General features: G+C 72.5%; 21 protein-coding genes. 8 read left to right on the top strand and 13 right to left on the bottom strand.

Going from position 1 to position 23,831, the window contains the following annotated elements; translation table 11 throughout:
* Positions 1-29 precede the first annotated feature (29 nt).
* Positions 30-1,010, top strand: coding sequence for an O-antigen ligase family protein (locus ABIA33_RS21180; RefSeq protein ID WP_370083911.1), 981 nt, complete (start codon positions 30-32; stop codon positions 1,008-1,010).
* Between the two features lie 33 nt (positions 1,011-1,043).
* Here ABIA33_RS21180 and ABIA33_RS21175 read toward each other — a convergent pair whose 3' ends face one another.
* On the bottom strand, positions 1,044-1,748 hold the full coding sequence (locus ABIA33_RS21175; protein ID WP_370083910.1) for a TetR/AcrR family transcriptional regulator: 705 nt from the start codon (positions 1,746-1,748) through the stop codon (positions 1,044-1,046).
* Between the two features lie 236 nt (positions 1,749-1,984).
* Between ABIA33_RS21175 and ABIA33_RS21170 the strand changes: the two genes are divergently transcribed.
* Complete coding sequence (locus ABIA33_RS21170; protein WP_370083973.1) at positions 1,985-2,407, top strand: nitroreductase family deazaflavin-dependent oxidoreductase; 423 nt, start codon at positions 1,985-1,987, stop codon at positions 2,405-2,407.
* A 9-nt stretch (positions 2,408-2,416) separates the two neighbouring features.
* Here the strand turns inward: ABIA33_RS21170 and ABIA33_RS21165 are convergent, their stop codons facing one another.
* Genes ABIA33_RS21165 through ABIA33_RS21155 form a run of 3 tightly spaced genes read right to left on the bottom strand, consistent with a single transcriptional unit; the run spans position 2,417 to position 4,609 of the window.
* The gene (locus ABIA33_RS21165; protein WP_370083909.1) at positions 2,417-2,989 is read right to left on the bottom strand and encodes a nucleosidase; all 573 of its coding nucleotides are present in this window, start codon (positions 2,987-2,989) and stop codon (positions 2,417-2,419) included.
* Positions 2,990-3,045: 56 nt separating this feature from the next.
* On the bottom strand, positions 3,046-3,771 hold the full coding sequence (locus ABIA33_RS21160) for an alpha/beta family hydrolase (RefSeq protein WP_370083908.1): 726 nt from the start codon (positions 3,769-3,771) through the stop codon (positions 3,046-3,048).
* A 25-nt stretch (positions 3,772-3,796) separates the two neighbouring features.
* Entirely contained in the window at positions 3,797-4,609 is an 813-nt protein-coding gene (locus ABIA33_RS21155) for a DUF4389 domain-containing protein (protein WP_370083907.1), read from the bottom strand.
* 216 nt (positions 4,610-4,825) lie between these two features.
* On the opposite strand from ABIA33_RS21155, the gene ABIA33_RS21150 reads away from it, so the two are divergent.
* Entirely contained in the window at positions 4,826-5,500 is a 675-nt protein-coding gene (locus ABIA33_RS21150; protein ID WP_370083906.1) for an O-methyltransferase, read from the top strand.
* A 36-nt stretch (positions 5,501-5,536) separates the two neighbouring features.
* Here ABIA33_RS21150 and ABIA33_RS21145 read toward each other — a convergent pair whose 3' ends face one another.
* Complete coding sequence (locus ABIA33_RS21145; protein ID WP_370083972.1) at positions 5,537-6,445, bottom strand: spermidine synthase; 909 nt, start codon at positions 6,443-6,445, stop codon at positions 5,537-5,539.
* A gap of 305 nt (positions 6,446-6,750) precedes the next feature.
* Between ABIA33_RS21145 and ABIA33_RS21140 the strand changes: the two genes are divergently transcribed.
* Positions 6,751-7,692, top strand: coding sequence for a polysaccharide deacetylase family protein (locus tag ABIA33_RS21140; protein ID WP_370083905.1), 942 nt, complete (start codon positions 6,751-6,753; stop codon positions 7,690-7,692).
* A gap of 46 nt (positions 7,693-7,738) precedes the next feature.
* Here the strand turns inward: ABIA33_RS21140 and ABIA33_RS21135 are convergent, their stop codons facing one another.
* On the bottom strand, positions 7,739-8,533 hold the full coding sequence (locus ABIA33_RS21135; protein WP_370083904.1) for a glutamate racemase: 795 nt from the start codon (positions 8,531-8,533) through the stop codon (positions 7,739-7,741).
* 65 nt (positions 8,534-8,598) lie between these two features.
* Between ABIA33_RS21135 and ABIA33_RS21130 the strand changes: the two genes are divergently transcribed.
* Positions 8,599-9,774, top strand: coding sequence for a glycosyltransferase (locus ABIA33_RS21130; RefSeq protein WP_370083971.1), 1,176 nt, complete (start codon positions 8,599-8,601; stop codon positions 9,772-9,774).
* Positions 9,775-9,852: 78 nt separating this feature from the next.
* Here ABIA33_RS21130 and mshC read toward each other — a convergent pair whose 3' ends face one another.
* The 5 genes from mshC to ABIA33_RS21105 all read right to left on the bottom strand — a co-directional run bounded on the left by mshC (position 9,853) and on the right by ABIA33_RS21105 (position 17,783).
* Positions 9,853-11,079 (bottom strand): cysteine--1-D-myo-inosityl 2-amino-2-deoxy-alpha-D-glucopyranoside ligase, encoded by a 1,227-nt coding sequence (gene mshC, locus ABIA33_RS21125; protein WP_370083903.1) that lies wholly within the window; start codon positions 11,077-11,079, stop codon positions 9,853-9,855.
* A gap of 178 nt (positions 11,080-11,257) precedes the next feature.
* Positions 11,258-15,409 carry a beta-galactosidase gene (locus ABIA33_RS21120; protein WP_370083902.1) on the bottom strand — a complete coding sequence of 1,384 codons (4,152 nt, stop codon included), beginning with the start codon at positions 15,407-15,409 and terminating at the stop codon, positions 11,258-11,260.
* Positions 15,410-15,588: 179 nt separating this feature from the next.
* The gene (locus ABIA33_RS21115; protein WP_370083970.1) at positions 15,589-16,353 is read right to left on the bottom strand and encodes an SCO1664 family protein; all 765 of its coding nucleotides are present in this window, start codon (positions 16,351-16,353) and stop codon (positions 15,589-15,591) included.
* A gap of 83 nt (positions 16,354-16,436) precedes the next feature.
* The gene (locus tag ABIA33_RS21110) at positions 16,437-17,009 is read right to left on the bottom strand and encodes a DUF3090 domain-containing protein (RefSeq protein ID WP_370083901.1); all 573 of its coding nucleotides are present in this window, start codon (positions 17,007-17,009) and stop codon (positions 16,437-16,439) included.
* Positions 17,010-17,060: 51 nt separating this feature from the next.
* Positions 17,061-17,783, bottom strand: coding sequence for a histidine phosphatase family protein (locus ABIA33_RS21105; protein ID WP_370083900.1), 723 nt, complete (start codon positions 17,781-17,783; stop codon positions 17,061-17,063).
* Positions 17,784-17,938: 155 nt separating this feature from the next.
* On the opposite strand from ABIA33_RS21105, the gene ABIA33_RS21100 reads away from it, so the two are divergent.
* The gene (locus ABIA33_RS21100; protein WP_370083899.1) at positions 17,939-18,538 is read left to right on the top strand and encodes a hypothetical protein; all 600 of its coding nucleotides are present in this window, start codon (positions 17,939-17,941) and stop codon (positions 18,536-18,538) included.
* A 58-nt stretch (positions 18,539-18,596) separates the two neighbouring features.
* Here the strand turns inward: ABIA33_RS21100 and ABIA33_RS21095 are convergent, their stop codons facing one another.
* Positions 18,597-19,658 carry an LLM class F420-dependent oxidoreductase gene (locus ABIA33_RS21095; protein WP_370083898.1) on the bottom strand — a complete coding sequence of 354 codons (1,062 nt, stop codon included), beginning with the start codon at positions 19,656-19,658 and terminating at the stop codon, positions 18,597-18,599.
* Positions 19,659-19,783: 125 nt separating this feature from the next.
* Here ABIA33_RS21095 and ABIA33_RS21090 point away from each other — a divergent pair, with 125 nt between their 5' ends.
* Both ABIA33_RS21090 and ABIA33_RS21085 read left to right on the top strand, forming a co-directional pair.
* Entirely contained in the window at positions 19,784-20,764 is a 981-nt protein-coding gene (locus tag ABIA33_RS21090) for an aldo/keto reductase (RefSeq protein ID WP_370083897.1), read from the top strand.
* Positions 20,761-22,896 (top strand): ATP-binding domain-containing protein, encoded by a 2,136-nt coding sequence (locus tag ABIA33_RS21085; RefSeq protein WP_370083896.1) that lies wholly within the window; start codon positions 20,761-20,763, stop codon positions 22,894-22,896. The genes ABIA33_RS21090 and ABIA33_RS21085 overlap by 4 nt, the downstream gene beginning before the upstream one ends.
* A gap of 68 nt (positions 22,897-22,964) precedes the next feature.
* On the opposite strand, the gene ABIA33_RS21080 is transcribed toward ABIA33_RS21085, so the two are convergent.
* Positions 22,965-23,585, bottom strand: coding sequence for a hypothetical protein (locus ABIA33_RS21080; RefSeq protein WP_370083895.1), 621 nt, complete (start codon positions 23,583-23,585; stop codon positions 22,965-22,967).
* Positions 23,586-23,831 lie beyond the last annotated feature (246 nt).

The following is a 23,831-nucleotide window of genomic DNA, read 5'->3' as shown; positions in this document are numbered from 1 at the left end:
CGACGTCCCAGCGAGGTCCCGCCTCCGACGTGGTGGGGGCTCTGCTGCTGACCGGCTGCGCCGTCTGGACTCTCTACACCGCCGGCGGACGTGACGCGCACCCTGAGGGCGTCCTGCTCGGACTGCTCGCGGTCGCCGCCGGTTACGCGACCGGGCGCATCGCGGGTGCCGTGGCGCCGATGGGCGCCTGCGCCGTGGCCGCCCTCACCGTGGGCGCGTTCGCCCTGATCGCCCCCGGGGGCCTCTCCGGCGATCCGGCGGCTCCCCCGCTGCACGACATCGACGCGGACGGCGCGCTGCTCGCCCTGGCCGTGGGCGCGGCCTGCTGCGCGGCGCAGGCCGCGCGCGGCGCGCTGCGGGCGACGCTGGTCGTCGTGGCCTGCGGGCTGACCGCGGAGGCGCTGGCGACGGGGTCCGTGGCCGGGACGCTCGCCTGCGGCGGCATTCTGGTGGTCGCGGGCTCGGTCACCCGGGCCCGTCGGCGGCTGCCCGTCCTCGTCCTGCTCGCCCTCTGCGCAGCACTCGCGGCCGGGGCTCCACTGCTGCTGGCCGAAACCGACGGTGCGTCAGTCGGCGTCCAGGCCGTGGTTCCCGGGTCCGGCCAACGGGAGGCGCTGTGGCGTGACGCCGTCAGCGAGGCGGGCTCGGCTCCACTGCGCGGCGTCGGACCGGGGAGGTTCGCCGAACTGAGCCCCGCCGCGCAGGCGTCCGCGACGCCAGGGAGCGCGTCCTCGGCGACCCTGCAGCTCGCTGCGGAGCAGGGCGTGCCGGGGCTGTGTCTGCTCGCTGCGTCGTACGGATGGATGTTGTGGACGCTGCGCCGATCGCCCCGGCCGACGGCGCTGGTGCTGACCGCCGCCGCGGCGCTCACCGCACTGGCCGGCCAGGCGGCTATCAGCTCCGTGCTGAGCTACCCGGGCATCACGGCGGGGGCGGGGCTGCTGGTCGGCATGGCGACGGCCCGGCCGCTGTCCGAGCAGCCCGGCCCAGGCATTCGACGGGGGAGCTGATCCCGAAGCCGGTCACAGGCGGGGCCTTCGGCGTCACAGCACTTCGGGGAGGCCGAGGAAGTCGGCCGTTTCCGCGACGGTGTGGGCGAAGAACCCATCGGCCGGGTCCGCTGAGCCGACGAAATGGCCGAAGAGCTCGAAGCTGACCATGCCGAAGAGCTGCGTCCACGCCGCCAGTCCGCGGGCGAGCAGGGCTGGGGGAAGGCCGGGAGCGACGCGGGCGGCGAGGTCGGCCATCTGCGCGGCCACGGGTCCGTGCAGCGGGCGAACGGGGGCCGGGATCTCAAAGCGTTCGACCGTGTCCTGCAGCAGTTCGAGGAGCACGACCGCCACCCGGCCGGCCGGAGCGATCGTCTCCTGGGGTGCGCTGTATCCGGGGACCGGGGTGCCGTAGAGCAGGGCGTACTCGTGCGGATTGGAGCGGGCCCAGGCGCGGACGGTGCCGCATACGGCGTACCAGCGACTGCGGGTGTCCGTCGCCGGGGCAACGGCGGCGGCTGCCTGCTCCACCTGCTCGCCGAGGGAGTTGTAGGCGTCGATGATGAGAGCGGTCAGGAGCTCGTCACGACTGGGGAAGTAGCGGTAGAGGGCGGAGGACGCCATGCCCAGCTCCCTGGCCACAGCGCGGAGCGAGAGCCGCTGCGCCCCCTCGACGGCGAGCTGCCGCCTGGCCTCCTGCTTGATCTCGCGGGTGAGTTCCTCGCGAGCCCGCTCCCGTGCACCTCGAATCGCTGCCATGTCGACAGTCTGCCACATTCGAGAGCAGCGACACAGAACGAGAGCACTGCTCTTGACATGGTGCACCGATCGCGACATAGTCGACTCAGGCAATCGAGAGCAGTGCTCTCGAAACAGATCGCCGCACCGACAACCTTCTCCAGGAGCCTCCGATGTCTGAGTCAGAAGCGCAGTCAGAAGCGCAGTCCGCAGCCCAGCCCGCAACCCCCCGCCTGATCACCCCGAGCGGCACGTTCATGCGCATCGGCGACCGGATCAGCAACTGGATGATGATCCGTCTGGGCCGCCTCGGCATCAGCGTCCTGGGCTCCCGCACCCTCGCGGTCCGCGGACGCAAGAGCGGCGAGTGGCGCACCACCCCCGTCAACCTGCTGACCCTCGACGGCGAGCGCTACCTCGTCGCCCCGCGCGGCCACACCCAGTGGGTCCGCAACATGCGCGCCGCCGGCGGTGGGGAACTGCGCCTCGGCCGCAAGGTCGAAACGTTCCGCGCCGTGGAGATCGCCGACGCCGACAAGCCCGCCGTCCTCCGCGAGTACCTGCGCCGTTGGGCCTGGGAGGTCGGGATGTTCTTCGAGGACGTGGACGCGAAGTCCCCCGACAGCAGGCTGCTGGAGATCGCGCCCGGCTTCCCGGTCTTCCGCGTCAGTGGCGAGTGACCCCGGTTGTCAGCCCAGGTTCTCCCGGGCCCAGCGGCCGAGGGCCTCGGCGCAGCCGTCGACGGACTCGCGCCAGGTCCTGGCCGCTCCCTCCCCCGCCTCGTCGCTGACATGCTTGACCAGTCGCACCGGAACCCCGGCCGCGCGCGCCGCACTCGCCACCGCGTACCCCTCCATGTCGACCAGGTCCGCCCGCTCCGCGAGCCGCTGCTTTGCCGACTCCTCCGCGACGAAGAGGTCGCCGGTGGCCAGGACCAGCCCGGCAGCGTCGAGCGTCAGCGGAGCTCCGAAGGTCGCGCCGGTGAGGGTGTGCAGTACCGCCGTGTCGAGGTCGTGCTGCAGCACCTCGCGCACCTGGTGCGTGCCGGCGAGACCGGGCCTGAGTGCCCCCGCCGTCCCGAGGTTGACCACCACCGCCGGGCGCGGCCCGCGCGCGAGAACGGTCGCCAGCGCTGCGCTCGCGTTGACCTTCCCCATGCCGGTGAGCAGCACCGGGAGGCCACTGTTCAGGTATGCCGCCTCCTCGGCGACGGCCACGACGAGCAGCGGACGGGCGGGGTCGATCTCTCCGATGAGGCGCATGGCGCCATCGTAGACGCGGCGTGCGGAACTCCCGCGCCCGTGCCCGGTCGCGCCGCTCAGCGCGGCACGCGAACGGCGTGCCTGGCGGGCAGCGGAAGATCCAGTCCTGCCCCGGTCAGACCCTGCAACCGAAGCGCCGTCGCCACATCGGCGGGCAGCGGCCGAAGGCCCAGCAGGCCCGCGACCAGCCGGGCCGTCACCGCGTGCCAGTCGCCGGCCCTGCCGAGCATGCCGTGGCCGCTGTGCCGGACCAGCAGGCGGCACACCTCCGCGCCGGATGCCCTCGCCCTGAGCGCGTAGTCGAGGGATTCGTCGGGGTGCGTGCTGCGGTCCCGCTCGGCCTGCAGGACCACCAGCCTGCGGCCTTCGAGGTGCTCGGCCGGCTCGCCCTTCGGGCACCAGGGTCCCAGTCCCACCACGTCCCTGACTGCGGGATGGACAGCGGCCCGCAGAGCGGCCCGCCCGCCCATCGAGTGTCCGACGAGGACAAGTGGGACCGGGCCCAGAAGCGTGACCACCTCGTCGATGGCGGCCGTCGCGTCCAGCGCCGCGTCGGCCAGATCCCCATTCCAGCCGGTGTGCCGGTAGCGGACCTCGGCGACGGCCACGCCGTGGTCGGCCACGGTGCTCGCTATCGTCCGGGCGAACGGTCGCATCCTCAGCGCCGGAAGGTTCCAGGCAGCCGGTCGCCCCGTGCCGTACTCCTCACCGCCTGGCAGCAGCAGGACTGCGGCGTTCGACCGACCCGGCCGCAATCGCCACCGCACCTGCCGTTCACTCATGCACCCACCCTAATGGTGCTTCCGGTCAGCCGTGCTGGAGGTTGGACCCCACCGACCACACCGCCGACTGGATCGCCGACTGGTTGTCGTACTGCGTGGTGACGCTGCTGGAGACGGACGAGAGCAGTCCCACGACGATGAAGAGGATCAGCAGCGCCGTGCCCAGGCTGCTGAGGAGCAGCGGCCTGGTGGCTGAGGGCCTGGTGGCGACCGGCTTGGTGACGGCGTCGGGGACCTGGAGGAGGTTCCGATCGCCGAAGAGGCCCTTGGGATAGGCGGAGGTCAGCATCATCATGTAGGCCTCGAAGCGCATGGTGTAGCGCGCGATGGCCGCCGTCGCCTCGAACAGCGGTCGCGGGTTCCGGCCGAGGATCAGGACCACCAGCCAGCAGAAGAAGGCGAGCCCCCACCAGCCCGCGTTGATCACGCTGTCCACGATCATCGCCGGGATCGCCAGGATGATGCGGAACAGCACGGCCCCCCGGTTGAGCCGCCCCGGCCGCAGCTCGATCGCCACCGGGTAGTTGCGCGCACGGAAGGCGAACGGGGGGTAGGCGTCGACCAGAAGCATCAGATAGGCGTTCACCCGGGTGCTGTAGGCGAGGAAGATCGCCAGGAACCGTTCGGCGAAGCCCGGCAGGCGGCCGAGGACGAGGGCTGCGAACCACCCGATCACGGTGACGACCCAGGCCAGCAGACCCAGCACGAAGACCACCACGATCTGCGGGATGACCAGGAGCAGCCGAAGCAGCACAGTGAGCCGTCGCTGCCCGGCGGGCTCGGGGATGTCCAGTACCGGCAGCCACTCCCCCGTCTCGATCTCAGAGGGGTATGCCATCCGGTACTCCTAGGTTCTCCGCACGGCTGTTCTCCGCACGGCGGGGCGCGGCCCGAGATGTCTGCCATCTCGCAGGCTCTGGTGCCGTCGACATTGCCAGGGCTCCGACCCCCGCGCACCCGGGGCGCAGCCGAACGAGCGGCGGCCTCGACGCCGGCACGCGGCGCGGTAGGTTGCCAGTGGACGGCACGTCAGCACGCTTCGAGGAGGCCCCGAGTGAGCACGCACGAGCAGCAGTGGAACGATGTCGACACCTACTTCGCCGAGACGCTGGCCCTCACCGACCCCGCTCTGGAGGGCGCGCTCAAGTCCAGTGACGCCGCCGGGCTGCCGCAGATCGCCGTGTCGGCACCGCAGGGGAAGCTGCTGCAGCTGCTGGCGCAGTTGCAGGGAGCGCGGACCATCCTGGAGATCGGCACGCTGGGCGGCTACTCGACGATCTGTCTGGCCCGGGCGCTACCGGAGGGCGGGCGGCTGATCACGCTGGAGTTCGACCCCCGCCACGCGGAGGTCGCCCGGGGCAACATCGCGGCGGCGGGCCTCGCCGACAAGGTGGAGGTCCGGGTCGGTCCGGCGCTGGAGAGCCTGCCCCGGCTGCAGGCGGAGGGGCTCGGCCCGTTCGACCTGAGCTTCATCGACGCCGACAAGGTCAACAACCCCGCGTACGTCCGCTGGGCCCTGGAGCTCAGCCGCCCGGGCAGCCTGATCATCGTGGACAACGTGGTGCGCGACGGGAAGGTCGTGGACGGCGGGGCTGACGACCCGTCGGTGCGGGGCACGCGTGCCGCGCTGGAGTTCATCGCGGCCGAGCCCCGACTGTCCGGCACCGCGATCCAGACCGTCGGCACGAAGGGCTACGACGGGTTCGCGCTGGCAGTCGTCATCGGCTGAGACGCGGTCCCAGCTGCGACGCGGAGGCGGATCGGTTCAGCGTCCCAGAGTGAAGGCACCGTCCGGCGGGGGCGGGGAGGGCTCGGCAGTCGCGTCGGTGACCGGTCGGGCCCTGCCCACCAGCAGGTCGAGCCGGTCGCCGTGCACGACCCGCGCCGGGAACGGGTCGGCGGCCGTGCGACGGGCCAGCTCCGCCACGGGGAACTCGCGCCGACCGGCGAGCACCACCAGGTTCCCGTAGCGGCGCCCGCGCAGCAGTGACGGCTCGGCGATCACGCAGGTCTCGGGGAACACGGCACGAACCGTCGCGAGCTGCGCGCGGGCGAAGTCGAGCGGGGCGCCGTCGGCGACGTTCGCCGCATACAGGCCGTCGGAACGCAGCACCCGTGCCGCCTCCCGGACAAACTCCACCGAGGTGAGGTGCGCGGGGATGCGCGAACCGCCGAAGACGTCCGCCACGATCAGGTCCGCGCTGTCCGTCCCGGCGTCGGCGAGGAAGGCGCGGGCGTCGGCGGACCGCACGTCGATCTGAACGTCCTCGCCGAGGGCGGGCTGCCAGGGGAGGAACTCGCGGACGAGCGCGGTCAACGCGCCGTCGAGCTCCGCGACCCGCTGGCGCGAACCGGGGCGGGTGCCGGCGAGGTAGCGCGGCAGGGTGAGCGCGCCACCGCCGAGGTGCAGCACGTCGAGGGGTCGACCGGACGGCGCGGCGAGATCGGCGGCGTGGGCGAGTCGCTGGACGTACTCGAACTCCAGGTAGAGAGGATCGTCGAGGTCGACGTAGGACTGCGGCGCACCGTCCATCGTGAGCAGCCAGGCTCGGGGGCGGTCCAGGTCGGGCAGCAACCGCGCCACGCCCAGGTCGACGCGCCGCTCAACCGGCAGGCGTTCAGCAGGCGCCGGCCCGGCGTGCACGGCTTCGGCCGGCCAAGATTCGGCGTGCATCGGCCCGGCGAGCATCGGCCCGGCGGGCGGCGGCTCGGCAGCCAGCGGCTCGGCGGGCGGCGGCTCGGCGGGCGGCGTTGCGGCAGGCGGCGTTGCGGCGGGCTCCGGCGCGGCGGGGGAAGGGGACAGGTCGACCATGCGCCCCATTGTCGCGGCAGCGCGAAGCCCCGAACCGCAGCCCGCGCAAACTTGTTCCCCCCAGCCGTACAACCTTCCCGCGGGGGCGCGGGTCTTCCATACGTTGAGTGACATAGCGGTGCCGGCTGACCCTCTCCGGCTCGCTCGGCGCGACGGAAGGGAAGTCCGTGCGACAGCCGAACCTCACCACCATGCCCCGCCCGGCCGTGCGGATCGGCCCGGAGCGGCTCCGTGGCCGAACGACCCGTCGGCTGGCTGTGCTGACCTTTCGCGGGGTCGACGACCCCGCCGTGTTCCGGGCTCAGGCGGAGCGGCTGCTCAGGACGGCCAACCCGGTCTCGCTCACCCAGGTCCAGGACGCGTTGATCGGCAGCACGCCACTCCCCCCGCACGCCGTCCTGGTGACCTTCGAGCACGGGCAGCGCAGCGCGGTCACCAAGGCCCTTCCGGTGCTGGCCACGCGTGGGATCCCCGCCGTCGCCTTCGTCGTCGCCGAGCTGGTCGACACCGAACGCCCCTACTGGTGGCAGGAGGCCGAGTTCCTCGCCGGGCACGGCGGGCGGGCCCGCGACCTGTCCGTGCGCACGCCGGGCGGTGTCGCCGCGGCACTGGCCGCGCTGCCCGATCCGGACCGGCGGCGCAGCCTGGAGGAGCTTCGAGTCACGGCGGACTGCCCCGCTCCGAACTGCGCCCAGCTGACGGCAGCGGACCTGCTGGCGCTGCGCGACGGCGGCGTGGAGATCGGCAACCACTCACTCAGCCACGCCCGGCTCGACCAGTGCGACGACTACGTGGTCCGGGCGGAGGTCATGGGCGGTCACGAGCGGTTGACCCAGCTCACCGGGGAGGAGCCGAGCGCCTTCGCCTACCCGGGCGGAATGCCGGACCGGCGAGCCGACGCGCTGCTGCGCGGGTACGGCTACCGCAGCGCGTTCCTCAGCGACAACCATCTGTTCGATCTGCGGGCGTCGACGAGCGACGCGCTGCCCGACCCGCTGCGGATCAGCCGCCTGGGCGTGGACGCGTGGACGTCGCGCGGGATGTTCGACGGAGTGCTCTCGGGTTGGAGCCCGACGGTGCGTCGGCTGCGCGGCGCAGTGGCGGTCTGACGGCCGGCCAGCCTCCGCACCCGCACAACCACAGGCCCTCAGACCCTCAGACCCTCAGACCGGATCCGAGCAGTCGCCCCTCGCGGTAGCTGAGCGCGGCGGGCGGCAGTTCCTCCGTCCGACCGCTGCGCAGCACCAGCAGCGTGCCTCCGCCCGTCGACGAGGCCGAGGACGGCGCCGCCAGTCCCGCGCGGCGCAGCGCCTGCTCCGCCACGGCCTGCGCCGATCCGTGCAGAGTCAGCGCCACCGGATCGGCCAGGCGGTCGCCCAGCGCCGCCCGGATCGGGTCGCCGAGCAGCTCGTAGTGGGTGCACCCGAGAACCAGTGCCCGCGTCTTGTCGGGCGTCCGCTCGGCGGCCGCCGCTACGGCCTCGGCGATGGCCGCCTCGTCGGCGCGCTCGACGGCGTCGGCGAGACCGGGGCAGGGGATCGCGCTGACGTCGACGCCGTCGGCGAAGTCGCGGATCAGTCCGCGCTGGTAGCTGCTGTCGGTGGTGGCCGGGGTGGCCCAGATCGCGACGGGGCCTCCGGTCCCGGCGGCCGGCTTGATCGCCGGGACGGTGCCGATGACCGGGATCGCCGGCTCGAGTTCCGCCCTGATCGCGTCCAGGGCGTGCACCGAGGCGGTGTTGCAGGCGACGATCAGCGCGGCCGGGCTGTGCTCGGCGGCCGCGCGTGCGCAGGCCAGGGCGTGCTCCGTGACCTCGGCCGGAGTGCGCGGGCCCCAGGGCATACCGTCCGGATCGGTGGACAGCACCAGATCGGCGTCGGGGCGCAGGCTGCGCAGCGCGGCAGCGGCGGCGAGGAGGCCCATACCGGAGTCAATGAGTGCGATCTTCACAACGGTTGACCTTAGCCGATCGCCCCCGCTACGAGTGGAGCGAGGAGTGGGGCATACTCGCGCGGGTGACCGTGCTGATCTGGGTGTCGAGGGCATCGCTGCTGGCCTGGCTGTGGCTGACGTTCTGTCAGGGTGGCTTCTGGCGGACGGACGTACGCCTCCCACCGCGCCCGGAGTCGGCGCGTCGGCCGGACGTGGCGATCATCGTGCCCGCGCGGGACGAGGCGGAGGTGCTGCCGCTGAGCCTGCCGTCGCTTCTGGCGCAGCAGTACCCGGGGGCCGCGCGGGTGATTCTCGTGGACGACGGGAGCACGGACGGCACCGGGGAGCTGGCCAGGCGGCTGGGCCAGGCCCCGGGTTCGCTGCCGCTGACGGTGACCAGCCCCGGCGAGCCTCCGCCGGGTTGGACCGGGAAGCTCTGGGCGCTGCGGCACGGCGTGGAACTGGCCGGGGACGCGGAGTACCTGCTGCTCACGGACGCCGACATCGCGCACCGCCCGGCCTCACTGGACAGCCTGGTGGCCGCGGCCGAGGGGACCCCTGACCGGGACTACGACCTGGTGTCGCAGATGGCGCGGCTTCGCACGGAGACGCGCTGGGAGCAGCTGATCGTCCCGGCCTTCGTCTACTTCTTCGCGCAGCTGTACCCCTTCCGCTGGAGCAACCGCCCCGGCTCGCGGACGGCGGCGGCCGCCGGAGGGTGCACGCTGGTGCGCCGCGAGGCGCTGGAGCGGGCGGGTGGCGTCGCGGCGATCCGGGGTGCGGTGATCGACGACGTGAACCTCGCCAAGGCGGTGAAGCGCACCGGCGGCCGGACCTGGCTGGGACTGGCCGACCAGGTCGACAGCGTCCGCCCGTACCCGGAGCTGGCGCAGCTGTGGCGGATGGTCTCGCGCAGCGCTTACGCGCAGCTGCGGCACTCGATACTGCTGCTGGTCGGGACGGTGCTGGGGCTGGGGCTCGTCTACCTGGTGCCGCCCGTGCTCGCCGTCGCCGGTCTGGTCGCCGGGAACCTCGACCTGACCTACCCGGCCGCGGCCGCGTGGGCGCTGATGGCGGCGACGTACGTGCCGATGCTGCGCTACTACCGCCTACCCGCCAGGGCAGCCTTGCTGCTGCCGTTCACGGCCGCCCTGTACCTCCTCATGACCGTCGACTCCGCCGTCCAGCACTGGCGCGGGCGCGGTGCGGCCTGGAAGGGCCGCACCTATCCGGCGCCGCAGCCGGCAGCCCGGGACTAAGACGGCGCCCCGGACGGAACCTCCGTCCGGGGCGCCGACCCGCCGGTGAACGAGCTGCCGGACGAGCTGCCGAGCGTTCTACAGCGCAACGCCGAGCAGCGCGTCGACCATGCGGGAGACCACGCCGGGCGCTCCGGTCTCGTCCCCGCCCTCGGCGTCCTGCCGCGCCGCCCAGGCGTCCACGGCGGCCAGGGCCCGCGGGGCGTCCAGGTCGTCGGCGAGGGCCGCGCGGACCTCGGCGAGCAGCGCGGTCGCGTCCGGGCCGTCCGGGCGGGACACCGCGGCGCGCCAGCGTCCGAGGCGGTCGACGGCGCGGTTCAGGTCGGCCTGAGTCCACTCCCAGTCGGAGCGGTAGTGGTGGCCGAGCAGGGCGAGCCGGATCGCGGCCGGGTCGACGCCCTCGCGGCGCAGCCGGGAGACGAAGACCAGGTTGCCGCGCGACTTGGACATCTTCTCGCCGTCGAGCGCGACCATGCCCGCGTGGACGTAGGCGCGGGCGAAGGGGTGCCGCTTGGTCGCGACCTGGGCGTGCGAGGCGCCCATCTCGTGGTGCGGGAAGGCCAGGTCGCTGCCGCCGCCTTGGACGTCGAACTCCATGCCGAGATGGTCCAGCGCAATGGCGACGCACTCGATGTGCCAGCCGGGGCGGCCGTGGCCGAGGTCGGTGTCCCAGGCGGGCTCGCCGGGGCGGGCGGCGAGCCACAGCAGGGGGTCGAGGCGGTGCTTCTTGCCGGGCCGGTCCGGGTCGCCGCCGCGCTCGCCGAAGAAGCGCAGCATGGTCTCGGGGTCGAGCCGGGAGACCTCGCCGAAGTGCGGGTCGGACTCGACCGAGAAGTAGATGTCGCCGTCGAGCTCGTAGGCGGCACCGGACGCGAGCAGGTCCTTGACGATCGGGACGATGGAGGGAATGGCCTCGACCGCGCCGATGTAGTGCGCGGGGGGCAGCATCCGCAGGGCCGTCATGTCCTCGCGGAACAGCGCGGTCTCGCGCTCCGCCAGCTCGGTCCAGTCCTGCCCGGTGGCGACGGCGCGCTCCAGCAGCGGGTCGTCGACGTCGGTCACGTTCTGCACGTAGTGGACGTCGTGTCCGGCGTCCCGCCAGACCCGCTGGATCAGGTCGAAGGCGTTGTAGGTGGCCGCGTGCCCGAGGTGGGTGGCGTCGTAGGGGGTGATCCCGCAGACGTAGAGCCGGGCGGTGGGGCCCGGCTCGGTGGTCCGCACAGTGCCTGCGGAGGTGTCGTAGATGCGCAGGGGACTCCCCTGGCCGGGGAGTACGGGGACGTCAGTGGCGGGCCAGGCATACATACAGATGACTCTAACCGGACTCAACTGATCTTCGCACCAGTGCCCCCGGCGTCGCCGTGCGGCGATGTCGGGGGCACTCGGGTTTGATGGTGCGTCGGCTTCGCAGGCCGCGCGCGGGGCTTGCGCAAGCGGCGCGCGGGCGTGCTCACGGCGTGCTCGGGGCGCGCTCGGGGCGCGCTCAGGTGCAGTGGACCCGCGCGTTGGCCCAGTCGGCGTGGTCGTTCCCGTTGCCGTCACCACCGTCCCCGACGACCAGGTCCAGCAGCTGCGCGCCGGTGGTGTCGACGTCGATGCTCGTCGCTGCGGCACCGCCCCTGATCACCGGGGTGGTCACCAGGGTGCGTCCGTCGGCGACGACGCTGAAGGTGACCGAGCCCGCTCCGCCCACCTCGGCGTCCACGCCGACCTGGGCGGTGAACCGGGAGCAGTGGCCGCCGAGGTAGAGCGCCACGTCGCTGACCGCGTTGGTGCCCAGGCCCGAGGGGTACACGATGCCGCCGATGGTGATCGGTTTACCGTCTCCGGCGGCTTGCTCGCCGTTGCTGGTGTTGCGCTCGACCGGGCCCCAGCCGTTGCTGGAGGAGAAGAACGGAAGCGCGCTGACGTCCGTGTCCGCGGTGGGCACGGCCGGTACGGCTCGGACGTCCCTGGCGTCCGCGAGCTGCTGGGACCTGCCCTGCTGGTGGTAGTCCGCGGTGGCGGTGAGCTGCGAGAACGCGGGCAGCTGGCCGCTCGGGACGGTGACCTGCCAGCCGGCCGTCACCGTCCCGCCACTCGCGACCTGCCTCATCGTGGTGGGCGTGGTCGGCGTCGCCGTCCACAGGGCGGGCAGCTTCAGGCCGAAGTGGATCTGAGAAGCGGCCGGGGCGCCGGCGGGCACCGTGAACGTCGTCGACACCTGGTAGCCGGCGGCCGGGGTGACGGTGTCGGGGGCGTCCAGTGCCAGCGTGGCCTGGTGGGCCTTGGGCATGGCGTAGGTGCTGCTGCTGTAGTGCGGGCTGTCGACCGGAGCCGTCTGCAGCGGTGACGTGGTCGAGCCGAAGGATTCCAGGGACACCGTTCCCAGACCGCCGGTGCTGCCGTCGGTGTTCCAGACCGCGATGGCGATGGAGTCGGCGCCGTTCGGCCTCAGGATGCCGTTGGGGATGGGGAAGTCGTGCTGCGGGCCGACGTCGTTGACGTAGCGGCCGAGCTGCCAGCCGTTGACGTAGATCAGCGCCCGGTAGTGCCGGGTCGAGTCGTCCGTGATCCTGATTCCGACCGAGGTGTCCTGTCCCTTGGGCAGGTTCAGGGTGGCGGTGGTGCGGTACCAGGAGACACCGGGTGTCGGGTCGGCGGTGGGCAGCGTGACAGATGTCCAGCTGCCGTCGGGGTAGCCGGGCAGTGACCAGCCCGCGCGTTCCCCGTACAGGCCGCCGGTGTTCATCGGACCGCGCACCGGATCGACCAGGTTCTCGCCGCCCCGGTTCCCCTGGAGCTTCCAGGTGACGGTGCTGAGCGGGGCACCGCTGACGAGCGCTCCGGTCAGGCCGCGCGCCTCCTTGTTGCTGTCGGCGGAGGTGTAGTCCTCGTTGTGGCCCATGTTCTCGACCAGCACGGACACCTCGTTGTCGGCACCGGGTCGCGCGACTCCCGCAGGGAAGGCGAAGGTGTGCGCCGAGTCGCTGCTGCTGCCCAGAAAGACCCCGTTGAGCCACGCCGAGTAGACGCCTGCACGTCCGGTGATCGCGGAGAGCGTGATCCCGTTCGCTGCCGAGGTGGCGCGGAAGCGGCCCCGGTACCAGACGTCGCCGTGGTGGAAGCCGTAGTCGTCGGCGAAGAGCACCGGGAGCGTGCCGGGAGTGGTGGTGCTGTTGGATGTCGACTTGTCGGCAAGTTGCCAGGAGGAGTCGTCGAAGCCCGGCTGTGACTCGGGCGACTCCTGGGCGTGCTTCCAGTCGGTGAGCGCGGGGAGGACGACCGGGGTCGCGCCGGGTACCGTGCTCAACTGCGAGCCGCTGGCCGTCAGCCGGGTCTGCAGATGCCTGCCGTTCCAGGTGATGGCGGAGGCGGCGGCCGCGAAGACCTCGATCGGCGCGGCTGACGTGCTGTCACCGGTCAGTACCAGCCTGCCGGACTGGGTGGAGGCGGTGCGCAGCAGATCGCTGCCGTGGACGAGCACCGGCCCGGCGGCGGTCTGCGCCTGCCAGAACTGCTCCGCCGTCTGGTCGGTGCCCAGCAGCAGGAGCAGCGGCCGGGTTCCGCCGGTGATCAGCACTCTGGACAGGCCGGTGTGGGTGTAGTTCAGGCGCAGGTCGCCGGTTCCGGCGTCCCAGCTGCTCAGGACGTTGCCGGAGAGCACCGAGACGGTTGGCTGGGCCAGGTAGTTGAGCACCGTCTCGCCGTCCTGGCCGTCGCGCCCGTACAGTACGGCGACGTCCCGGCCCGCGATCTGAGCCTGCGTCATGATCTCCGAGGTGGAGTACTGCAGGTGCGTCGCGCCGAGCTGGTAGTCGGCGACGATGGTCTTGGAGTCGCGTCCGGCGAACGTCAGTGAAGTCCCCGGCTGTTGCGGGACGCTCGGGTAGTACCTGGCGCCGGCCGGGGGCAGGTCCACGGCGTCGACGGAGACGAAGGTCCCGCTCGCGGCCGGGTTCTTCTGCCCGGTGACCACGATCTTCAGCGTGTGCGGGCCGTTGCCGAGACCGGCGGCGGCGTACTCGATCTGCTGGTTGACGGTGCCGGAGGAGTAGCCGTCCACGGTCGTGGTCTTGACGCCGTCCAGGTAGACGTCCGCCAGGCCGTGGTTCGCCGCCTTGGAGGCGATCCAGCGAACTGCGGTTCCGGTGAAGGGGATGGTGACGCTGTCGCCGGCGGTGTCCGAGAACGACTCGGTCTGCCGGTACTCGCCGCCGGTGTAGCCGGCCGACGGGCCGACGTGCGACCAGGTCCCCGCGTACTGCAGCGCGGAGTCGGCGTCGTCGTAGGTGTAGCCGGCATGGGCGCCGAGCTGGATGGCGATGTGGGTGGAGTCGGTCGAGGTCGACGTGGAGTCGGCGTGCCGCAGGACGTGGAACTGCGTTCCGTCGTCCGGGTTGATCCGCGCGGTGTCGACGATGGCGGCGCTCGTGGGTGGAGCCGCGGCCAGGGGGTCGGTCTTGGTGATCGGGGCGACGCTCTGCAGGAAGTAGCCGATCAGCTTGTCCTGCTGGTACTTGGAGGTGAGCTGCCGGGACTCGGTGATGGGCGCCCCGTAGTCGTAGGAGGTGTACACCTGGCTCGGGTCCGCCTGCCAGCCCCAGGAGGTGCCGCCGTAGGTCATGTAGAAGTTCTGCATGGTGGCGCCCACGGCGATGTTGTTCTTGTAGAACACGCCGGCGAAGTCGGCACCGGTCAGTTGGCGGCACTTGTCGTAGCCGGGGCCGCCCCACGGGTCGAAGGAACCACCCTGGAACTCGGCGGTGTAGAGCGGCTTGCCGGCCGGATGGTCGTAGGAGATGTCGGGAACACCGCGCCACACCGTGGGGCTTGAGCAGTTGAAGCCCTGCGGGTAGGAGTCGGCGCCGTCGATGTCCAGGGCGCCGGGCCCGCTGTTGAACGTCCCGTTGTTGTTGCCGGTCAGTGGCACGGTGATGCCGTCGGCGCGGGCCTTGGCCTCCAGATGGGACATGTAGGCGCGCCCCGCGGCCGAGCCGTTGTAGTACTCGTTCTCGACCTGGTAGGTGATCACCGTGCCGGTGCCGTTGGTGAGTTGGTGCCGGGCCAGGATCGGGTCGATGTGGCTGAGCCACTCGTCCGCGGCCGCGAGATAGGTCGGATCGGTGCTGCGGTCGCGCCCGGGTAGCGCGTCGAGCCAGGCGGGGAAGCCGCCGCTGTCGGCTTCGGCGTTGATGTACGGGCCGGGTCGGGCGATCACGTAGACGCCTGCCTGGGCCGCCAGATCGAGCAGGTGGTCGACGTCGCGCACGCCGGAGAAGTCGTACACGCCCTGCCGGGGCGAGTGGTAGGACCAGTCGAAGTAGATCGACACGGCGTTGAAACCGGCGGCCTTCATCTTCTGCAGCACGTCCAGCCACAGCCCGGGGCTGGGCAGGCGGCTGTAGTGGAACTCGCCGGACCAGATGTAGGTGCGCCTGCCGTCGATCATCAGCGAGTAGCCGTCGTAGCTGACGGTGTGGGCCGACGGCGCCTGACCGGTCGTCAGCGCGGCGACGGGCACTGCGGCGACGGGAACTGCGGCAGGGGACCTGGGCGCGGCAGCCTGGGCGAGAGTTCCGCTGCCGAGCCCGGCTGCGGCCAGAGTGATCGCGGCGAGCAGGGTGGGGAGGACTCTCGGGGCAGAACGCGGCATCTACTCCTCCTTGGGCAGGCCGATCCGAACCCAACGGAGTAGAGCAGGACCCCCCAGAAAGCGTCAACACAACGCGCAGAAACCAGCAAGGATCGCCTGAATAAACCTCAACTTCCAACATCGCAAGGCATGTGGCCTACTCTGCCGCGCTCGCCGGATGGCTGGATACCGCCGGATCGCTAGATCGGCGGCCAGGGGACGGCGGGCCAGTCACCCGAGGGCTCCGGGTGCAGTCGGGTGCGCAGCAGCTCGGCGACACGCGTACGTATCGCCGCGATCTCGGCGGACGTGAGCAGAGGCGCGAGCTCCTTGCCGAGCGCCCCCGCGAGCTCCTCGCCCAGGCGGGTCAGCGCGGTTACCGCCTCCTCGTCCAGGGGTTCGCCCGCCCAGCCCCACAGCAGGGTCCGCAGCTTGCCCGGGACGGCGAAGGTCACTCCGTGGTCGATGCCGTAGAGGCGGCCGTCGACAGCGGGCAGCAGATGGCCCCCCTTGCGGTCGGCGTTGTTGAGCACCACGTCCAGGACCGCGAGCCGGCGCAGCCGGGCGTCCTCGGCGTGGACGAGCAGCGCGGTCCGGCCGCGTCCCACCTCGGCCCTGGCGATGGCGCGCCAGCCCGGCTCCGGTTCCTCGGCGTCCTGCAGTGCCAGCAGTTCCGCGTCCGGGTCGGCCTCGACCCAGATCTGGCACATGCCCTCGCCGAAGGGGCCGTCCCGCAGCACTGTGGGCGGCACCAGGCCCCAGCCGGTCGCGGCCGACACCAGGTATGCGGCGGCCTCCCGGCCGGCCAGCGTGCCGTCGGGGAAGTCCCACAGCGGACGCTCCCCCCGTACCGGTTTGTACACGCAGACGGCCTCGTCCGTACCGTTGCTGACACTGCAGTAGAAGGCGGCGTTGGAGGCCTCGGTGAGCCGCCCGTGGATCCGCAGCTCGCCTGCGCGCAGCAGTGCGAGAGCCCGGTCGGGGTCGGCGGCGAGGGCGGCGGAGGCGACCGGGTCGGCCTCTGGCGGCTGTTCGGCCGCGGCGGTGCTCAGCGCCGGTATCCGTTCTGACGGGGGCACACATGGCCCTGGGGGTCCAGCGGAAGACTGCAGAAGGGACACGGGGGCCGTCCTGCGGAGACCAGTTCCAGGGCGCGCTTGGCGAAGACCCGGGCCATGGCGCCGCTGAGGCGGACCCGCAGCATCGGCGGCCCGTTCTCGTCGTCCTCGAAGAGGTCCTGCTCGTCCGGGTTGCCCTCCGGGTCGACCTCGATCAGCGCCTGCGCCTCGACGATCAGCCGGTCGATGGACTCGTCCCAGGCCAGTGCCATGGTGCCGACGCGGAACTCCTCCATCACCGGCTGGTCGAGAGGAGCGCTGTCGATGAGCTCGGCGGGTGCCACAGCGGGGACGGCGGTGCTGCCGCCGCTGCGTCTGACGACCTCGTCAAGCAACTCCTCGACCCGCTCGGCGAGCGCCGCGACCTGGGACTTCTCCAGGAGCACGCTGGTCACCCGGCCGCGGGCGCTGGCCTGCAGGTAGAAGGCACGCTGGCCCGGTTCGCCGACCGTTCCGGCCACGAATCGCTCGGGCGGGTCATAGAAGAACACCTGGCGGGGCACGGGGCTGCTCCAGATCTGGACGTCGCTGTTCGAGTCAACCCTACCCACGTGCTAGCGCACTCCGGTGTCTCCCCCGATCACGGCGTCCGCGGAACTTGCCGCCGAGGCCGCCTCCGAGTCGCCCTCGGCACTCGCCCGGGGGGCGAGTCCGCTGAGGTCACCGGTGTCGCCGAGGCGGGTCAGGAAGGGCCGCAGGGGGGTGTAGCGGATCACCGTGACCGAGCAGGGCTCGACCGAGATCCGCTGGAAGTTGTCCAGGTGCAGGCCCAGCGCGTCGGCGACGATCGCCTTGATCACGTCGCCGTGACTGCAGGCCAGCCACACCGCGTCCGCGCCGTGCTCGCGCTCCACCTCGGCGTCCCACTCGCGGACGCTGTCGACGGCGCGGTGGCTGAGCTCGCGCATGGACTCCCCCTCCGGTCCGGGGAAGACGACGGCGGAGGGGTGCGCCTGGACGGTCCGCCACAGCGGCTCGGCGGCGAGTTCGCTCAGCGGGCGGCCGGTCCAGTCGCCGTAGCGGCACTCGCCGAGGCGCTCGTCTAGCCGCTGGGTCAGCTCGGCCCTGGCCTGCAGCAGCGGGGCGAGGGTCTGCCGGCAGCGGTCCAGGGGGCTGCTGACGACCTGGGCAAGGGGCACGGCGGCGAGCCGCTCGGCGAGGTCCTTCGCCTGCCGCTCGCCGTGCTCGTCGAGGTTCACGCCGGGCGTCCAGCCCGCGAGGATCCCGGCGGCGTTGGCGGTCGAGCGTCCGTGGCGTACGAGCAGCAGGGTCGGCATGGCTCCAGCGTACGGGGGCGGCAGGACCGCGCCTCGGGCAGGACGGGGCTGGGTCGAACGGGACCCGGGTCCGATCAGCAGCCGGGTGTCGGCGCACTTGGGTAGGGTTTCGAGCCGGGGGCGGGGCGGTTGAGGGGGCGGCGATGTTCAGCAGGGTGACGCGGAGCCGTGTCGAGGCCGGGCCCTCGGCAGGGCTGCCCGCAGGGGACTGGTCTCCGTACGCGCGACTCGAGGATGCGGCACGGGCCTACTTCCTGCATCCGGACGTGGCACTGGCCGCGATCGGCGGGATGCTGGGGCGGCGACGGGTGCGCGGATTCACCCTGGAACGGGTGGTGGACCTGACCGAGGCCGGGGCCTCGGTGTGGCAGGAGGCGGCGGTCTGCGACGGGCGGCGGCTGGTGCTGTGGCACAGCGAGGAGGTCGAGGACCGCGCCGCGCCCGGCGGCACCGTGCTCGACTCCTCGGTGCAGGTCCTGCCGCTGTCCGAGGTCCGGCACGTGGGGATGCGCACGCTGGTCGGGCGGGAAGGCCCGGCGGCGGGCATCCGGCGGGGCGTGTACGTGGTGGTGACCACGGGCGCGGTGCAGGAGCTGAGCGCGGTGCCCCCGGACGAGGGCGGCAGCGGCACGGCGCGGTTCCGGCCGGAGGCGTTCCGCTTCAGCAAGTCGCTGGACGACGGCGGCCCCGGGCAGATCGATCGGCTGGTCGCCTTCGGGGAACTGCTGGGACGGCTGGTCCCGACCGCACGCTGACGCTGTGCCGCGCCGCTGCGGCCGGGACCGTGCCGTGCCGTGCCGTGATCGGACTCGGTCAGGCCAGTCCGGCCTGCTCAACGGCCTCGGCGGCGGTTCGCAGCGCCTCGACCCGCTCCTCCAGTGTGAAGCCGCCGGGAGAGAGGTTCAGCGTGGTGACCCCGGCCGCGGCGTACGCCTGCATCCGGTCGGCGAGGCGGTCGCGGGTGCCGATCAGCGTCGTGGAGTCGATCAGCTGCTGCGGCACGGCCGCCGCGGCGCCCGCGTAGTCCTTGGCGAGGTACTTCTCCTGGATCTCGTCGGCGGCCTGCTCGTAACCCATCCGCCGGGTGATCCGGTTGTAGAAGTTCTGGTCCTTGCTGCCCATGCCGCCCACGTACAGCGCGGTGTACTGGCGGAACAGGTTGGCCGCCTCCTGCAGGTCCTCCGGCTTGTCGCTCCTGCTGACCGCGATGGGCACGTTCGGCGCGATGTCGAAGCCGTCGAGGGTCAGGCCGGACTTGGCGCGGCCGGCCCGCAGCGGTTCGAGCGACAGCTCGGCCTGCTCGGGGGCGAAGAAGATGCCGAGCCAGCCGTCCGCGATCTCGCCGGTGAGCTCCAGGTTCTTGGGGCCGATGGCGGCGATGTAGAGCGGGATGTGCTCGCGCACCGGGTGCACCGTCAGCTTCAGTGGCTTGCCGGGGCCGCCGGGCAGGGGGAGCGTCCAGTTGGCGCCGTCGTGCACCACCCGCTCGCGCGCCATCGCCTTGCGGATGATCTCCACGTACTCGCGGGTACGGGCGAGCGGCTTGTCGAACTTGACGCCGTACCAGCCCTCGGAGACCTGCGGTCCGGAGACGCCGAGGCCCAGCCGGAACCGGCCGCCGGAGAGGGTGTCCAGGGTGGCGGCGGTCATCGCGGTCATGGTGGGCGTGCGGGCCGGGATCTGGAAGATCGCCGAACCGACGTCGATGCGCTCGGTCTTGGCGGCGACGTACGCCAGGACGGTCGCGGCGTCCGAGCCGTAGGCCTCGGCGGCCCAGCAGACCGCGAAGCCGAGCCGGTCCGCCTCCTGGGCGACGGCGATGTTGTCGGCGTCGTTGCCGAGGCCCCAGTAGCCGAGATTGATGCCGAGTCGCACGGTGCTGCCTCCGTTGGTGTGGGCTTCCCCGTGACTGTATCCGCGCCAGGAGCCGGAAGCTACCGGTGAGTACAGAGCTGTGGCCTGCATCGCACGCACCCCCGGGCCCACTACGCTCACCGGACATGGAACTGCGACACCTGGGCCGGACCGGGCTCCGCGTCTCCCGGCTCGGCCTCGGCACCATGACCTGGGGCCGGGACATGGACGAGCTCGACGCCGCGGAGCAGCTCAAGACCTTCGTCGAGGCCGGCGGCAACCTCGTCGACACCGCCGACGTCTACGCGGACGGCGGCGCGGAGTACCTGCTGTCCCGGCTGATCGAGGAGTTCGTCCCGCGCTCCGAGCTGGTGATCGCCACCAAGGCGGGCAGCGTTCCCGACCGGGATCGGCGCTTCGACGGCTCGCGCGGCCACTTGCTGGCCGCGCTCGACGCCTCGCTGCGCCGATTGGGCACGGACTACCTCGACCTGTGGCAGGTCCACGCCTACGACCCGGACACCCCCACCGAGGAGACCCTGCACGCGCTGGACCTCGCCGTGTCCTCCGGGCGCGCCCGCTACGTCGGAGTGTCCAACTTCTGCGGCTGGCAGCTCGCCAAGGCAGCCACCTGGCAGCGTTCGGCACCCGGCCGCACGCCGCTCGCCGGAACCCAGATGGAGTACTCGCTGCTGCAGCGCGGCATAGAGCGCGAGGTGCTCCCGGCCGCGCTGGACAGCGGCATGGGCCTGCTCGCCGCCTCGCCGCTCGGGCGCGGCGTGCTCACCGGCAAGTACCGGCACGGCACCCCCGCCGACTCGCGCGGCGCCTCCCCGTACTTCTCCGCGTTCGTCCAGCCCTACCTCGACGAACGCGGTCGGCGCATCGTTGACGCGGTCGCGACGGCGGCCGACGGGCTCGCCGCGACCCCGCTGCAGGTCGCTCTCGCCTGGGTGCGGGACCGGCCGGGGGTGGTCGCCCCGATCGTCGGTGCCCGCAACGCGGCGCAGCTCTCGGCGGCGTTGTCAGTGGAGTCCCTTACGCTCCCCGAAGAGATCTGCCGCGCATTGGACGACATCTCCGCGCCGATCCACTTCTACCCCGACCAGGACTGGAGCGCCTTGTGACCGTGGAGCCGACACAGACATCCGGCACCGACAACGCCGCCCGGCCCCTGGCGTCCGCAGCGCCCGAACCGCCCACGCCCACGCCCACGCCCACGCCCACCAGGCAGGCTGTGCCGTCGACCGAGCAGCTCGCCGAGGCGATCCGGGCGATCGGGGGTGACACCGGGACGCCGCGTGCCGCCGAGGGCGTCTCCGCGACGTCGGCTGCGACCTCCGCTGCGACCTCGGTACCGTCGTCGGCCACGTCCGACGCGGGCCGCGCCGAGGCGCTTCGGGCCACCGCCGAGGTGCTCGCCGCGGGCGGCGCCCCGGCCGAACTGCTCTCCGCCACGGTCGCCACGCTCGGCGAGGGCGCCCCCGCCCTGCTGCGCGAGGACCCGTGGGCGATCCTGGCCGTCCCCGGTGTCCGTCCCGAGCACGCCGACGCCTTCGCCCGCGGCCTGCTCGGTGGCGCCGGAGGACCCGAGGACCCGCGCAGGGCGCAGGCCCTGACGGTCTGGATGCTGGAACGGGCCGCGCTGCGCGGTCACACTGCGGTCAGCCTGACCGACATCAGCGACAGCCTGCAGAAGCAGGGCGTCGCCGACCCCGCGGACGCACTGGCCGCCGTGTTGGCCGAGGGTCAGGTGCTCGCGTTCCAGGAGGAACTGCAGCAGCCCGGGAGCCCTCGCGCAGGTGCGGACGAGGAGGAGGACGGGGAGCCGCCGACCCGGGTGCTGCTCGCGCTCGACCGGCTCGCCCTGGCCGAGGAGAGCCTCGCGGACGGTCTGATGCGGCTGATCTCCACCTTCGAGGGCGACCCGGCCGCCTCCACCGACGCCGACGCCGATCCCAAGGCCGATCCCAAGGCCGATCCCGAAGCCGATCCCGAGGCAGGGGGCGACGCCGACGGGTCGGAAGCCGATGCCGAAGCTGGGGGCGACGCAGAAGCGGACGCCGAGGTGGAGTCCGACACACCCGCGCTGGACTGGGCGGCTGCCGCCGGTGCCGCGCCTTCCCCCTCCGCCGCCGCCCTCATCCGCGCGGTCGCCGAGGCGGGTCTCGTCCTGCACACGGGCGGTGAGGCCGCCCGCGCCGAGCCGGTGGCCCTGGTCCGGGCCGCGCGAGCGCTCGGCCTGCGCGCCTGGGTCGCCGCGGCGACCGCAGACGGCCGACGACGCCTGGGCGACGAGCAGGCGGTGACCCTGGCCGGCCTGCTGGGCGGCGTGGAAGGGCCCGGCCGCGCCCCCGACGGGACGCTCGCACTGGATCTGCTGGTGGTCTGCGACTCCCCCGCCCTGGACGTGGAGGCGGCAGCGACGCTCGTGGAGTCGATCGCGGACGGAGCACGGCTGGTCCTCAGCGGTGATCCCGCCGAGCTCTGGTCGGCCGGTCCCGGCCGGGTGTTCGCCGACGTGCTGGCCTCGAAGACCTGCCCTGTGGTGGCCTCGCGCACACCGGACTTCGGGCCGATCGGTGAGCTCGCGTCCGGGGTGGGTGTCGGCGAGTTGCTGTCGGTCGACGCCCCCGGCAAGGAGGTCGTGATCGTCACGGCCAACGACGGCGCGGAGGCGGTGCACCGCACGCTGCAACTGGTCCACGACTCGATCCCGCGAGCTCTGGGCATCCCGGCCGAACAGGTCCGCGTGCTGACACCCGGTCACGGCGGCCCCGCCGGCACCCGGGCACTGAATGCGGCGCTCAAGCAGCGCTTCAACCCGGGCCCCGGGGCGTTCGGCGGTTTCGATCCCGCGGATGCCGTGGTCCACTCCCCCGCGCCTGGAGTGGCCCGTCCGGCGACGGTGCGCGCGGGCGGGCCCCAGGGGCTGCTGCTCGACTGCGAGGGCGAGGAGGTCCGGGTGCCGCGCGAGCAGGTGGCCGGCACCGTCCGGCACGGCTGGGCGCTGACCGCGCATCAGGCCGCCGGGCGACGGTGGCCCGGGGTTGTCGTGCTGCTGCCGCCGGACGCGGCGGCGGAGCTGACCCGGCAGTGGGTCTACACCGCGTTCAGCCGGGCGGAGCAGCACCTGTCCGTGGTTCACGCCGTCGGCCCGGCCCTGGCACAGGCCGTGACCTCGACACCGGCACAGCCCCGGACGACGCGCCTGCGCGGCGTGCTGGTCGAACAGGCGGCAGATCTGGGCGGTGCGTAGCCGCAGGCGGGCGCCTGCGGCTACGCAAACACCTACACCCGCGCCTGCGCCTGCGCGACGCCGCGGACTCAGCGCTCCGGATCGAGCGCTTCCAGCTCGTCGTCGTAGACCTCGCTGACGTCGAAGCGGCAGATCAGCAGGTCCGGGTCGGCCTCGTCGAAGGGCTCGGCCAGCCACTCCCCGGGCTCGGCCGGGTCGGCTGCGGTGACCCAGAGCGTGGAGTCCCCCTCCTCCAGGCCGAACTCCTCGGCCCGGGAGGCGATCTCGTCCGGCTCGTACTCGCCGAAGAGCGCGCCCAGAGCGCCGGCGACGCTGGCCGAGACCGGTCCGGGGTCGGTGGCGGTGGTGCCGTCGATCCGGAGTGCCGCAGCCCGCAGCCGCAGCGGATCGGTGATCAGGTAGTCCCGGCGGATCAGCACACTGATCGCCTCCGGGTCGTCCGGGTCGGCGTAGCGGCTGAGATCACTGTCGTGCGGCACCTCGAACGGCGTGACCTCGTCGTAGGCGTCGTAGAGGACCTCGTCATAGGCATCGGCCGCGCGAGCGAGGGCCTCGTAGGCGGCGACGACACCGGGGTCGTTCTCCCCGGTGCGGGCTTCGACAGCGGCCAGATGGCGGTCGATGGCGGCCTTCACCGCCTCGGCGGCGCTACGTACCTCGGCGATGGGGGGCTGCGCGACATCAGGCATGATGCAGACGCTATCCGCAGTTGGGCCCGAAGTGCACAGAAGTTATCCGCTCGCGTCCGAATCAGGTGGATCTGCACCCGAAGCGGGTCCCGACGGGCCACCGGATCCAGCCTCCGCCTGTCTCGAACCGGCTCGAAGCTCACCCTTCCGTGCGACGGGACCACCGGGGCTCTGTCCCTCGGCCGGGGTTCGTGGGAACCTGGCCGGACCAGGTTCGGCAACGGGCTGAACCCCTGTCAGATCCGA

This window comes from Streptacidiphilus sp. MAP12-16 (assembly GCF_041262165.1).
In the GTDB taxonomy this organism is placed as follows: domain Bacteria; phylum Actinomycetota; class Actinomycetes; order Streptomycetales; family Streptomycetaceae; genus Streptacidiphilus.
This window is presented reverse-complemented; position numbering and strand designations above follow the sequence as displayed.